This window comes from Chryseobacterium arthrosphaerae (genome assembly GCF_001684965.1).
Taxonomy (GTDB): domain Bacteria; phylum Bacteroidota; class Bacteroidia; order Flavobacteriales; family Weeksellaceae; genus Chryseobacterium; species Chryseobacterium arthrosphaerae.
Genome location: NZ_MAYG01000001.1, coordinates 2,275,419 through 2,289,243, shown reverse-complemented (window position 1 = coordinate 2,289,243; position 13,825 = coordinate 2,275,419). Strand labels below are relative to the sequence as shown.

At 37.8% G+C, this 13,825-nt stretch carries 11 protein-coding genes; 4 read left to right on the top strand and 7 right to left on the bottom strand.

The window, feature by feature from the left end; genetic code table 11:
• Positions 1–2: 2 nt before the first annotated feature.
• The 3 genes from BBI00_RS10210 to BBI00_RS10200 form a co-directional block, all read right to left on the bottom strand.
• Entirely contained in the window at positions 3–1,472 is a 1,470-nt protein-coding gene (locus tag BBI00_RS10210; RefSeq protein WP_065398667.1) for an FAD-binding oxidoreductase, read from the bottom strand.
• A gap of 45 nt (positions 1,473–1,517) precedes the next feature.
• Positions 1,518–3,104, bottom strand: coding sequence for a patatin-like phospholipase family protein (locus BBI00_RS10205; protein WP_065398666.1), 1,587 nt, complete (start codon positions 3,102–3,104; stop codon positions 1,518–1,520).
• A gap of 201 nt (positions 3,105–3,305) precedes the next feature.
• A complete protein-coding gene (locus BBI00_RS10200; protein ID WP_065398665.1) occupies positions 3,306–4,205 on the bottom strand; it encodes a magnesium transporter CorA family protein in 900 nt (299 codons plus the stop codon).
• Positions 4,206–4,277: 72 nt separating this feature from the next.
• Here BBI00_RS10200 and BBI00_RS10195 point away from each other — a divergent pair, with 72 nt between their 5' ends.
• Complete coding sequence (locus BBI00_RS10195; RefSeq protein ID WP_065398664.1) at positions 4,278–5,300, top strand: 3-oxoacyl-ACP synthase III family protein; 1,023 nt, start codon at positions 4,278–4,280, stop codon at positions 5,298–5,300.
• A gap of 141 nt (positions 5,301–5,441) precedes the next feature.
• On the opposite strand, the gene BBI00_RS10190 is transcribed toward BBI00_RS10195, so the two are convergent.
• The gene (locus tag BBI00_RS10190) at positions 5,442–6,602 is read right to left on the bottom strand and encodes a thioredoxin family protein (RefSeq protein WP_065398663.1); all 1,161 of its coding nucleotides are present in this window, start codon (positions 6,600–6,602) and stop codon (positions 5,442–5,444) included.
• A 301-nt stretch (positions 6,603–6,903) separates the two neighbouring features.
• Here BBI00_RS10190 and BBI00_RS10185 point away from each other — a divergent pair, with 301 nt between their 5' ends.
• Entirely contained in the window at positions 6,904–8,529 is a 1,626-nt protein-coding gene (locus BBI00_RS10185; RefSeq protein WP_065398662.1) for an AraC family transcriptional regulator, read from the top strand.
• A gap of 377 nt (positions 8,530–8,906) precedes the next feature.
• Here the strand turns inward: BBI00_RS10185 and BBI00_RS10180 are convergent, their stop codons facing one another.
• Positions 8,907–9,116 (bottom strand): hypothetical protein, encoded by a 210-nt coding sequence (locus tag BBI00_RS10180; RefSeq protein WP_065398661.1) that lies wholly within the window; start codon positions 9,114–9,116, stop codon positions 8,907–8,909.
• Between the two features lie 188 nt (positions 9,117–9,304).
• Between BBI00_RS10180 and BBI00_RS10175 the strand changes: the two genes are divergently transcribed.
• Entirely contained in the window at positions 9,305–10,798 is a 1,494-nt protein-coding gene (locus BBI00_RS10175) for a serine hydrolase (protein ID WP_065398660.1), read from the top strand.
• Positions 10,799–10,907: 109 nt separating this feature from the next.
• On the opposite strand, the gene BBI00_RS10170 is transcribed toward BBI00_RS10175, so the two are convergent.
• Both BBI00_RS10170 and pruA read right to left on the bottom strand, forming a co-directional pair.
• Entirely contained in the window at positions 10,908–11,117 is a 210-nt protein-coding gene (locus BBI00_RS10170) for a cytochrome C551 (RefSeq protein WP_228394746.1), read from the bottom strand.
• A 264-nt stretch (positions 11,118–11,381) separates the two neighbouring features.
• Positions 11,382–13,007: an L-glutamate gamma-semialdehyde dehydrogenase gene (pruA, locus tag BBI00_RS10165; RefSeq protein ID WP_065398658.1), complete on the bottom strand. Its 1,626-nt coding sequence runs from the start codon at positions 13,005–13,007 to the stop codon at positions 11,382–11,384.
• Positions 13,008–13,411: 404 nt separating this feature from the next.
• Here pruA and BBI00_RS10160 point away from each other — a divergent pair, with 404 nt between their 5' ends.
• The gene (locus tag BBI00_RS10160; RefSeq protein ID WP_065398657.1) at positions 13,412–13,777 is read left to right on the top strand and encodes a hypothetical protein; all 366 of its coding nucleotides are present in this window, start codon (positions 13,412–13,414) and stop codon (positions 13,775–13,777) included.
• Positions 13,778–13,825: the final 48 nt, after the last annotated feature.

Genomic DNA, 13,825 nt, shown 5'->3' with positions numbered 1-13,825 from the left:
TTTTATTTATAGTGTTGGTAAAATTTATTGTCGAAAATTTCTAAAGGATCATACTTTTTTTTCAGCTCAAAAAAAGATTCCGCCTGTGGATATACCTTTCTCATCTTTTCTTTACCGATGTGAAGCCGGTACGGAAGATAAAAGGTCCCTTCATTTTTTAGCGTAATATCCACCAGGTTATTGGTCAGGAGTTTCATGGCTTCTTCCTGGCTGGCCGTTTTTTTCTGATTGAATAAAAATACAAATCCGAAAACATTTTCTCTGGCATAGTTCATATAACTGTCTTCATCTTTGTTGACCGCACGGATGGTGATATTAAGTAAATCCAGTCCTGAATTTCTCAGAACAGGCTTCATATCTCTGATAAACCGGTTGAAATTCCTTTCCGGTATAAAATATTCCTGAAGCAGATCGGTAGAGTGGGGATCTTTATTTTCGATAAGCGAAACATGGTCATTGAGAAGCTCGTTTCGGGAATAAACCGCATTTTTGGTCATTTTATTCATTCCTGTTTCCAGATCCCACCGCAATCTTTTACCATACTCACTGTTGACGGTACTGCGGAAAACAAGACGTTTGGTCTCTTCATTTTTCACATTTTGAACCGGAAGAGGTAAGGGCTTTTCATCTGCTTTTTCAAAATAATTGATAGTGGCATCTTCAAGAAAATGTTTGTCAGAAATTTTTAACCTTCCGAAAACCAGGTTCACATCAGGATTTTCAGAGATGAATTTTTTATAATAATCAGGATAACGATCAGCCCTTAAACGGATGTATTTATACTGAAGAGCTATATTATCAACCACTTTGAGGCGAATGTCAAGGATAATCCCGAAAAGTCCATATCCGCCGATAACCAATTTAAAAAGTTCAGGATTTTCTTCTCTGCTGCAATTGATGATCTTTCCATCCGGGTTCATCAGGGAAAATGACAAGACACTCGAAGAGATAGGAGGAAGATTCTTTTGCCACCCATGTCCGTTTACACTGATGGATCCGCCTACTGAAAACGAACTGAAGGCCTGCATCACTGCAATAGATTTGCCATGTTTGTCCAGGTATTGTATAGCATCTTCCCAAAGCGCTCCGGAGCCGATAGTGAGAATATTATTCTTTTCATCCAGCTGCATATGTTTATAAGGAAGCATATTAATCAGAATGCCGTTCGGATAGATCGTATGTCCGCCCATGCTGTGCTGTGCTCCTGCAATAGATATCTTTAAATGCTTTTTTTTGGCATAGGCCAGGATCTGGCGGAGCTGGTTTTCAATCTCCGGTTTGGAAGAAGGTACCTTTATTAAAGTGTCAATTTTCGTTAGGTTCAGCTGGCTTGCATCGTTAGTATATCCTTTGGGAGTCTCTTTTCTGATATCCGATTCATTCCATTTGGTTTTAAGGATATGAATGGCAGGAATGGAAATGAAAACAATGAGCATTATAACCCCTGCAATAATAAAATGTCTTTTTTTCATCAGAGTATTTCACGGTATTAAGGAAGCTAAAATACTTAAAAAAACTTATCCCACCGTAGGCGTATCCTCTTCCTTCAGGATTTTTTTCCCTTTCATAGAGAGCAGCATTCTTTCGTATTTGTATTTTTTCCAGTCAAACTGGTTGAGGAAATCCAGGGCAGCCTGGAAACCTCTGTTGAAAAGCTCTTCCTTTTCCTCTTTTTTCATAAAGAAATTCAGCCAGCTGCTGGTTCCGCAGTTGACAGTCTGGATGCTGTAAAGTTTATAAAAACTGTGTTTGGTAAGAAACGTTTTGTCATTAAACCCTTTTAAAGTACTGATGATATTTCCGGCATAGCTGAAAGGAGTTTTCATGATTTCTTCACTCGTTTTTCCTTTTTCGGAAAGCATATCGGAATCGCTGGTAAGCTGCACCCCGAAAAGAGGCATTCTGGGATAGAATACCTCATCAGCATGAAACAGATCAATTGGGAAATTGGAAATACTGCCGCCGTCAATAAATATTCCCACGGGGTTAATATCATCCTTCCTCGTATTCATCCAGAATTTCCAGGCATATTTTACCGAATCGTCATTTCTGTTGATCTCTTTCTGGAAAGGTTCAAAGAAGAAAGGGACAGACATGGAAGCTCTCACAAACTCTGCAGGACTGATGTGCTTCAGCTCCTCTTCAGACCAATACAGATTGGCCATGGTGGGAAGTTCCACTTTTATTTTGGCATTAATATCTGTAGTGATGATCACATATTCCGACTGCAGCAGATAAAAAGGATTGTTTCTGTAATAATCATTATTGGCTGCACTGTCATAGAAAATTTTATAACGGGTCTGGTCGATGTGCTCCAGGTTTTTATTTTTGATATTTTCTATACTTTGAAGGGCCATTGTATAATATTCCTGGCCGTTTCCGTAGCGGTAGTTGAGGTTAAGGGCATATTCTTTCTGGATAAATTTCTCATTCAGGTTCGCCACGGTTTTGATTCCGAAATTGTCCAGGGCACTTTTCATGGTATTCTGAAATACATTTCCCGGATTGAGCCCGCTGTTTTCTTTTCTGAAATTGTTGTACAGCTTTTTGATACATAAAAATAGAATAACAGCCGGAATCAGGGGGATCAAAAACATCAGCTTTGCGCTGAGTATGGTTTCTGAAGGGGCTGCAAAAGGAATGCTGACCAGGATAATAAACAGAATTGCTGCAATAATCGCATTGATCTTAAAGAAGTCCTTATTGTTGAGCATTCCATGAAGGGTCGTTTTTACATAGGTCTTCCCATCCATAAAATCAGCAAAATCCCAGCTGAAAAGAATATCTTTGATCAGTTCGCTTTTGGGTTCTTCTTTGGTTTTGCAAGCCGCAATAAGCATGGTATTGATTGCTCCGGCACTTGTTCCTGCTACCTTCAGAAAACGGATCCCAAAGATTTCGAGGCCATAAAGATACCCTACAAGAGCACTTCCCCAAACACCGCCGCCTTCCTGTACGAACTCTATATACTGATTGCCCTCCCGGTCAAGAAGATCAGAAAACTCTTTGGACGAGATGTTTTCATGAAGGGCAGTAAGCTTCTCCTTAGATTCTTTAGAAAGAGAATCATCCTCCAGAATTGTATTAAGAGTTTCGGTTTTCATAGGCTCAGGGAGTAATATTTTGTCATTGCAGACCCGAAGGTGAAACAATCTCTAAATTACTGTTTATTTCCAAACCATGAGATTAATTTATAGCAAAGACTGATAATCTTTGTATTGAATGCTCTCTCAGATTGGCAGATATTGCAGATGATGATTGGAAAGTCTGCGCAATCGGCGGGAAATATAAACCCATCCGGAAAATCACCATTGTTTCTTTCGCACATAGATGAATGTACTGATGACAACTGTAGCCATGGCACCTATTGTAATAAAATAACCGTACTTATGATGCAGCTCAGGCATATTGTCAAAGTTCATCCCATATACACCTGCAATAAAGGTGATTGGTAGAAAATAAACCGAATAAATAGCCAATACTTTCATGACCTGGTTGGCTTTCTGATCAGACAGGGCCAGGAACATCGAAATAAGGTTGGTAATCTGTATATTCAGATGATCGAAATCCGCTACTACGTCCTTATGTTTGTCTTTGAGGTCTACAATTTCAGAATCCTGAAGATTTAATAATTTGAACTTGTCAATCGCATCGGTAGAAATGACCAACACCCTGGAATTCAGTCCTGATTTTCGTTTCAGCTTGTACAATCTGCGGATCTGGCTGGTATGATTGGTATTTTTAAGGAAAATCTCATTTTCAATATTATCCATTGTTTCCAGAAGGCTTATTGATTCATCATCAAAACTTTTCATGATGAGGATAGCAATCATCAGGGCGATTTTCTGAGGATTAGCATCTTCCTGTGTTGTCTGAAGTCTCTTTTTAGTTTCAGAGATACTTTTGGTTTTCATTCTGTGGATGGTGATGATGGTCTTATCCAGCATGAAAATGGCGATCTTGGTACTGATGTCGCTGATGGTATTGAGGTTTTTCCTTTCCAGCTCTGTGCTCTCACGGAGAAGGAAGAATTTTACGTTTCCGTCTTCTTCATATTTGGGAAGATGGTTAGGATCTATGGTATCTTCCAGAAGGAGATTGTTGATTTCGTATCTTTCATGAAGAAATTTCAGGTCTTCTGCGGTAGGAGACTCCACGTCTACCCATTCGCAGTGCTCGCATCTGTATATCGTATCAATTGGCATAAGTAAAAATACTAATATTTTGAAAAACTATGTGTTAAATAAGTTTTATCTTTGCCAAAATTAAAAAACTATATGATTAAAAGTACAATAAAAGGTGTCGGATTTTATGTTCCAGATAACGTTGTTACAAATGATGATCTAGCCAAGCTCATGACCACCAATGATGAATGGATTACGGAAAGAACAGGCATCAAGGAACGAAGACACAGAAAAAACAGGAATGATTCTCAGGAAACAGCCGCTTATTTAGGATTCAAAGCATCAGAAAAAGCACTTGAACATGCCGGCCTTACCGCTAAAGATATTGATTACATTGTTTTTGCAACGCTTTCTCCGGATTATTATTTCCCTGGCTGCGGGGTATTGCTTCAGGATATGCTGGGATGTGATACCATTGGAGCTCTGGATGTAAGAAACCAGTGCTCGGGGTTTGTATATTCTATGAGTGTTGCCAATGCTTTTATCAAATCAGGTACCTATAAAAATATCCTTGTAGTAGGAGCTGAGGTTCATTCTTTCGGACTGGATTTTTCAGATGAAGGAAGAGGGGTTTCTGTTATTTTCGGAGATGGGGCAGGAGCGATTGTGCTTTCTGCAACGGAAGACGAAAATGCAGGCGATGTTTTAGCAGTGAATATGCATTCTGAAGGTAAATATGCCGATGAATTATGTACCCAGTTCCCGGGTTCTAAATTCGGTTGGAGTGACAGAATGAGAAAAGAGCCTGAAAATGTAACCAATAAAGAAGTTTATCCTATCATGAACGGTAATTTTGTATTCAAGCATGCTGTTACAAGATTCCCGGAAACAATGATGGAAGCGTTAAACAAAGCAGGGAAAACAGTTGAAGATCTTGACATGTTCATCCCGCATCAGGCCAACCTGAGAATCGCTCAGTTTGTACAGCAGAAATTCGGATTACCGGATGAAAAAATCTTTAACAACATTCAGAAATACGGGAATACAACTGCTGCTTCTATTCCGATTGCTTTAAGTGAGGCGATTGAGCAGGGAAAAATCAAAAGAGGAGACCTTGTCCTTCTTTCTGCTTTCGGAAGCGGATTTACATGGGGGAGTGTTCTTTTTGAATATTAATAACCACTTTTATACTAAAGACGTGATCATTTTCCTCCACTGGAAGGAGTGTCAAACCGAAGATTTGACGGGGTGGTCAACATCATATAAAACAAAAACAGCAGAACATTCTGCGGTTTTTGTTTTGTATATCTTGATTTATTAAAGGCTTTTCAATAGCTTTTCCGTATCTGAAAAATCTTCCCCTTTACTTTTTGCAATCTCGATAGACTTTTCAGCCCACATTTTTGCATTTTTCTTATCCCCTATCTTATTGTAAAGATTAGCTAAAGTATCAGTATTGGCATAGTTCTGATCTTTTTTTACAGACTCCTGTGCCCACACGATTGCTTTTTCCAGAGAAGCTTTATTGCTTACATTTTCGAAGAAATTCCATGCAAGGGAATTCAGCTCTTCAGAACTGGCTGCAGAATAATCCTGATACAGTTCCATGATCAGTTTCTCATAAGCAGGAATGTCTTTATTCTTTAAAGCCCTGTTGGCTTTCATTCTTTTTAAAATCTTATCAGCCTCTTCTTTGCTCAGGAATTTTTGAGTTTCAGTCATAAAGTAGCTGTCATTCCAGGTTTTTGTATCTGCATTGTACGCTTTTTTGGCAACAGTGTTCAGTTTGATATTTTTATCAAATTTTTCATATCTGTCTGCCGGTAAAAACTTTTGAATATCTTCTTTTTTATCCTGGAAGATTTTATAAAGCGGGCTTTCTGTAGTCTGTACACCGGAAAGCAATAACTGAACATCTTCCTGGTCCAAAGACGCCTTCTGTCCGAAATAACGGTTCAGTACTTTCCCTGCGAACTCAGGATCGTTGTAAATAGTAAGTACTGCAAGGTTTTTCAGAAATTCCGGGGCCTTTTCTCCCTTTTCAAACTGTTGTTTTAGAGAAGTCAGTCTTCTGTTCGGATCTTCAGCATCTTTAGCAAACTGGATAAAGTCTTTTTCTTCCACGTATCCCAGAGTTCTGTGTACCGCTTCCCCATTTCCGTCAATGAAAAGGTAAGTAGGGAAGGCCTTTACATTGTATTTTTTAGCCAGATCAATTCCTTCTCCTTTTTCCATATCAATTTTAGCATTGATAAAGTGAGCATTATAATAGTCACCCACCGATTGAAGCGGGAAAATATTTTTTACCATCAGCTTACAGGGGCCGCACCAGGAAGCATAGGCATCTACAAAGATCAGTTTTTTCTCTTTTTTTGCTTTGGCAAGGATAGAGGCGAAGTTGCCGTCCTCAAATTTTATTCCCTGTGCCCATGCAAGTACTCCTATAAACAGAGTTGAAAGTATGGTTATTTTTTTCATAAAAACTTTTTATTCCCTGCAAATGTAATAAATATGCTGACATTTAGGCCGTTCATATCAAAAATAATTATACAGGAACCTTGTTTTTATTACAGGGATAGGCTTATATTAAAGATAATCGTTTATTATTTTAGTCTTATTATTAAATTTAACATAAAATACTATTTTAGGTTAAATGATTAAATTTCAATAGAATATTTTAATTAAAAGTAAAATATTCTTAATTTTGTGAAAAACAAAAAGACACCCTGAGAAAATAATGATGAATTATTATAAAATAAAAATAATAATTTGTTTTTTTATGCCCGGAAATCTACTGATACTTTTGTTTTTGCTTACCACAGCAATCCCCATATTTGCCCAGAAAAAGAACAGCTTTGATGAGACTTGTGAAAGAACCTCTTCCATCACTGCCTATAAAAACCTGCCGAAAGCCATCAGGACGGCAGATTCTCTTTATATGTCTGCTCAGAAACCATCAGAAAAGATCAGAAGTCTGATGCTTTCTTCAGAGCTTTATCACCATGCCGGAGAACTCAAAAAAGCCATATGCTACGGTGAAAATGCACATTCATTAATCAATCAGAATAACGATCCGGAAGGAATGGCTGAGGTAAGCAGATTGCTGGGCAGGCAATATAGACAGGTAGGGTTGTACGAAAGAGCCCGAAAATACCTGTTGAAAGGTCTGGAAGCCTCCAGGCAGATTTCAGGATTTCAGAAAAGTAATGAGGCTGCAGGTTTGCTGAATCAGGAAATGGCCTTTTATGAAATGGAGCTGGGAAACTATTCCAATGCGGTACAATATGTAGAAAATTCTCTGAAGCATTTTGAAAAAATAGACAGCAAAAACGAAGACAGGACGGCAGCGGCATCTTACCAGGTGCTTGGAGATGTTTATTTTAAGCTGAATAATTATTCCGTTTCGGAAAACTATTACAGAAAAGCAGAGGAACTGCTCAAAGAAGGAAGCTGTACGCTAGGGTTGGTTTATAATGGCCTGGGAGGAATCCGCCTCAAACAGAAAAACTGGAAAGATGCAGAACTATACCTTAAAAAAGCTGAAAAAATAGCAGATATTTCAAGAAGTCTTAAGCTCAAAAAAGCTGTATACTCCAATATCAACGATTATTATGAAGGTACAGGCGATACCTTTAAAGCCTCTTTGTATGCGGTGAAATATGTAAAGGCCTATGATAGTATTGCTGCCCGTAATCAGGGGTTTGCAACGAAAAATACTGAAAATGCGGTGAATAAACCCGGTAAAAAGAACGGCTCAATGAATGTTGCGAAAAATGTGACCATCATTATTTTGCTTGCAGCAGTGATCGGCCTGATCGTTTTTTTCAGAACAAAACAGAAAAAGCAGCATTCCAAATTCAGGAATATTATCAGGGCCCAGCTGAAAATGATCAGCAGCAGAACCCAGCCTTTAGCACAAACCGGAAATTCTGAATTCTCCAATATATCCGTAGAGGAAATTGATGAGAATGGCAGTGAGGCAGACAGAAAAAGGAATGATTCCCTGATGACCACGGAAACGGAATCGAAACTGTTGGAGCTTCTTGAAGTGTTTGAGAAGGGAAATCTCTATAACAATAAAGGGATGTCCTTATCTTTCCTTGCGGGTGAATTGAATACCAATACGAAGTACCTGTCTTACGTCATTAATCAGCACAAGGGTACCGATTTCAAAACATATATCAACCGTTTAAGGATCAATTATATTGTAGATAAACTGATCAATGATGAAAAGTACAGACAGTATAAAATCAGCATCCTTGCAGATGAGTGCGGGTTCTCTTCACACAGTAAATTTGCTGCAGTATTCAAAGCCGTTACAGATTACTCTCCGTCAGCTTATATCAAATACCTGGATGTTGAAAATCAGTCAGATAAGGATGCCCGTTTTCACGAAAATGATTAAAATTGACTGAAAATCGATATTCTGTATCATCATTTTCATGAAAATGGATAACCTATTGTTTTACGCAATAGTACTGCTGCCCTATATTTGCGGCAGTTTTACGGGATATGACGACCATTATACTACAGGAGCTCTTTTATCTTTTTCCTTATTGAAAAGAAATAAAACAGAGCTTATCTTACCCATCCAACAAAACTTAAAACAGAATTAGACAGGTGTTTTTACAGCTATGAAATTATACCTGCATCTTTATCTGTTAAAAAATATACTGATCCGGATTTCCGGACCATATCTTATAATCGGGGTTGATTGCCCGGTTTTTTTTCAGTCAAGTTTTTTTAAGTGCAAATCCACAGAAAGTCTGTGGATTTGTGATTTTATTTCGTTTGGGTACTGTCTTTTTTAATTTTTAATGTATCAGAACTCGTTGGGGCCGGCTCAGAATTAGCCACGGCAGAATCACCCATACTGTTTCTCAGAGAATCTTTATTGTGAGCATCTTTAAATTCTTCCCTTTTTTCTTTATTTTGGGCACAGCTTCCAAGAAAAAGAAGTCCGAGAACTGCTCCTATCCAGAATTTTTTCATACTATTTTATTTTTTAGTCTTTTATGTAATCAAATATAATAAAATATTAATACTTTTATTGATGATCAGATGCATATTCTGATAAAATTGTTTTTAATGGAATAGGGGCGTGAAATAGTATGCTGTATAATGTGTAGAGTGATAATAGATGGACAGAACAATACTCAAATTGATTTTAAAATTAAAATATGAGAAAAATACTTTACCTGTTATCCCTTTTACTGTACACTTTTACATTGAGCCAGGAATCAAAAGGAAATCTGAAGGGAATTGATGAAGAAATCAATGCCATCATGAAAGATTATCAGGCAGTAGGAATTTCAGTAGCAATTGTTGAGAATGATAAAGTAATTTATTCCAAAGGTTATGGATACAGGGATTATGAAAATAAATTTCCCGTAACTCCCAATACCGTTTTTAGTATCGGAAGCAACACCAAATCATTTACATCCGCTTTGATAGGTATGTTGGAAAGCGAAAAGAAGATATCCCTTCAGGATAAGCCTTCCCGATATATTCCCTATCTGACATTTTCTACAGACAGAATGAATAATCTGATCACCATTGAAGATTTGCTGGAACACAGAAGCGGATTGGGAAGTATAGACGGAACCTACATTTTCTTTCCCGCAGCGAAACGCATGGATCTGATGCAAAAGCTCCCTTTTATCAAAGAAAACGGAGAACCTAAAAACAGCTGGAAATACAGCAATTTTGGATACCTCATGTTGGGAACAATTGCAGAGCAGGTGAATGGTAAGAGCTGGGATGATCTTATCAGGCAGAAAATTTTTGTTCCTTTAAAGATGAATCACAGCAGTACATCTATTGATGAAATGACGAGGCAATCTGATTTTTCCTATCCGTATGGGCTTTACCAAAAAAAAATTGAAAAAGTACTTTTTCAGAAACCTGATAATGATAAACCTGGAGCTGCTGTTAACAGTTCTGCAGCTGATTTGGTCAATTGGATCAGCCTTTGGTTAAACTATGGTAGCTTTGAAAATCACGAGCTTATTTCAAAAGAATACATGAAAAATGCAATGAGTGCCAAAGTCATGATTGATGGTGCACCTCCATCCGGCCCGGATGCCAAAAATTACCTGTTTGGGTGCGGATATGGCTGGCTTACTCAGATTTTCAAAGGCCATTATAAAGTGTGGCACGCCGGAGGAGTATCTGGTTTTAATTCTAATATCTTTCTGTTTCCGGCTGAAAAACTGGGGATAGCCGTTCTAAGCAATCAGCAGAATTCCGATATATCCAATACCATTGCCAATATGATTTCAATCCGTATGCTTGGTTTAGATCATGGTAAACCTTATAGCTATGAAAAAGGTATAAGTGATATCGTCAAGCCGGATAAAAGCACCAGAACGGTTATTAATGAAAATAAAAAGCCCACCCATGATCTGGATTTGTATTGTGGTGAGTATTTCAATAAAGGATATGGAACATTCACAGTGACTAAAGAAGGAAATAATCTGTACATACTTTTCCCAACTTTCAAATTTATATTGGTTCACCGGCAATATGATCTTTTTTCCTCAAAACTGACAGAAGAAGTTCCGCAGCAAATGAATCCTGATTTCGATTTTACTTTTACCCTTGATGACAAAGGAGATATCAATGGAGTTACTATGGATATGCATGGAGGAATCACATTCAGGAAAATCAAATAGTACAAAGATGTTTTACGGTGTAGTCTTTATCATAAAAAACAGATAAAAAAAAATCTGCAGTACTTTCAACTGCAGATTTTCCATTTTAAATTAAAACATTTATAATAATCTATTTGACCGGAGTTGTCACCATTGAATCCTTTTTTATCTTGATGGTGTCAGGATTCGTCATTTTTGTAGTCATTGTATCAGTCGTTGCAGGTGGTGTATTTCTTTGTACACTGTCTGTCACAGTCGAATCACGGCTACTCGATGACATGGTCGATTCTTTGGTTCCACAGCTCACGGCAAATAATCCTATTCCGATGGCTGTTAGCAATAACTTTTTCATACTATTTTATTTTGGGGTGTATTGATGAAAAAACAACTATTATTCCTAACAGGGGTAATAAAGTCGTAAAATATAGGTAAAGTTTGTTAAAAGATGTTAGCTAAACTGGAGAATCGAAAGGTAAACCTCAACGCGTCACACGAAATCACATTTCCGCATGCACAAAAAAGCCCCGAAACCAAAATTCCGAGGCTGTATTCAAAGAACAGACAACAAATTACTCATTGCCCATTACTCATTACTCATTACTTATTATCCCAGATATGGGTATTTGTAATCTTTTGGAGAAACAAAAGTTTCTTTCACACTTCTTACAGACGTCCATCTGAGAAGGTTCATTTTGGAACCTGCTTTATCGTTAGTTCCTGAAGCTCTGCCACCACCGAAAGGCTGTTGTCCTACTACGGCACCAGTCGGTTTATCGTTGATGTAGAAGTTACCGGATGCATTTTCTAACGCTTTGTAAGCTTCAGCAATAGCATAACGGTCCTGAGAGAATACGGAACCTGTTAATGAATAAGGAGAAGAAGAATCTACCAATTTAAGAGTCTCTTTCCAGTCTGCATCTTCATAAACAAATACGGAAAGGATTGGGCCGAAGATTTCTTCTACCATACTTTCGTATTGAGGGTTTGTAGTTTCAATAACGGTTGGGTGTACAAACCATCCTTTAGAATCATCACATGTTCCACCGATAGCTACAGTAGCTTCAGAAGATTCATTTGCTCTGGTGATGTATCCTTTACATTTTTCGAAAGAATTTTTATCGATTACAGCGTTCACGAAATTTGACGGATCCTCAGGAGAACCGATTTTAATAGTAGCCATCTGAGCTTCCATTACTTTTTTCACATCAGCCCAAAGAGATTTAGGGATATAAGCTCTTGAAGCTGCAGAACATTTCTGCCCCTGGTATTCGAAAGCACCTCTTACTAAGGCAGTAGCTACCGCTTCTACATTAGCAGACGGGTGAGCAATCACAAAGTCTTTACCACCGGTTTCCCCAACGATTCTCGGATAGGTTCTGTAGTTGTGGATATTATCACCGATCATTTTCCACATTCCCTGGAATACTTTTGTAGATCCTGTGAAGTGAAGACCTGCAAAATCCGGGTGGGCCAATACTTTCTCAGCAGTTTCTTTACCATCTGTAAAGATCATATTGATAACCCCGGCAGGAAGACCAGCCTCAGTTAATACATCCATGATCACTTTAGCAGAATAAACCTGCTTGTCAGAAGGCTTCCAAACCACAACGTTTCCTAACATCGCCATACACGTAGGAAGATTTCCGGAAATCGCTGTAAAGTTGAATGGAGTTACCGCAAAACAGAATCCTTCCAATGGTCTGTACTCTACACGGTTCCAGATACCATTGTCAGATACCGGCTGCTCAGAATACATTTCTGTCATGAATTCTACATTGAATCTTAAGAAGTCGATGAACTCACAAGCAGAATCAATTTCAGCCTGGTGTACGTTTTTAGATTGCCCGATCATCGTAGCAGCATTGATTACATCTCTGTAAGGACCTGCCAAAAGATCAGCTGCTTTTAAGAAAATAGCTGCACGTTGCTCCCAACCCAGTTCATTCCATTCTTTCTTAGCTGCCAATGCTGCATTGATAGCGTCATCTACATGCTGCATACCACCCTGGTAGTAGAATCCGAAGTCATGAGCATGATCCTGTGGAGACTGAAGCTGTACTTTTTTATCAGTTTTTACCTCTTTTCCGTTGATGATCATTGGAATTTCAACCTTTTCAGCCCACATTTTTTTATAAGTGTCGATAAGGCTTTTAACTTCCGGAGATCCCGGTACATAAGAATTTACCGGCTCGTTTACCGCTAATGGTACTTGCGAAATTGCTTTTGACATATTACGTTTTTATTATTTTTATTAAATTGAATGTTGTATACAAATTTACGATAATTATAAGGAAAGAAAAAATACCGTCTGTTTTTGTGAAATAAACTTTCATAGTGAATAATCATTGCTGGAAAATATTTTTTAGTAATGTACTTTTAAAAATATCTGACTGATTAACACAATATATTTAATAAAAGAAAATGGTGTATTGAAGGGGCTTAATTACAGGAATAAGGACAATAAAATATTTGTCACAGTTCATAAACAGGTATTAAGTACTGTAAATAAATGGGTTATGATGGAATGTTAAAAATATATAAAATTGTATTTGTTGCGATTTTGAACATTTTAAATAATTTTTTTGATAGCCGGGATTTTAAGATTGTTCTAATTTTACACCATTATAATCAGGTATGAAAAAAAGAGTCCTATTTTTCTCTTTTATATTATTTTTTTCAGCTTTATGTGCAGGCCTTTTTGCACATAAAGGGAAAACTGAAGCATATTCTGATCTTCTTTCAAAAATTCATCTTCTTCAGCAAAAATCGGATCAGCAGACCCAGCCTGAAATGTATAGTTTTTCAGATGTCCAGGATGTTCAGGACTCCAATGACTGGGAGAAGGTAAAATTGGACTATTCAATACTTGCACAGCAGTGGCTCAACTACTTCTTTGCAAAGTATACCTTTAATACTCCGGTTGCGGCCGTTCAAAACCGTATTTATATTACAGCGCCAAGATACATACTGTATCATTCCCTGCAGATAGCGGGCTGCTAATTTTATATTAAAACTTAATGACTTCCTGTGGTTTGTATGCATCATACA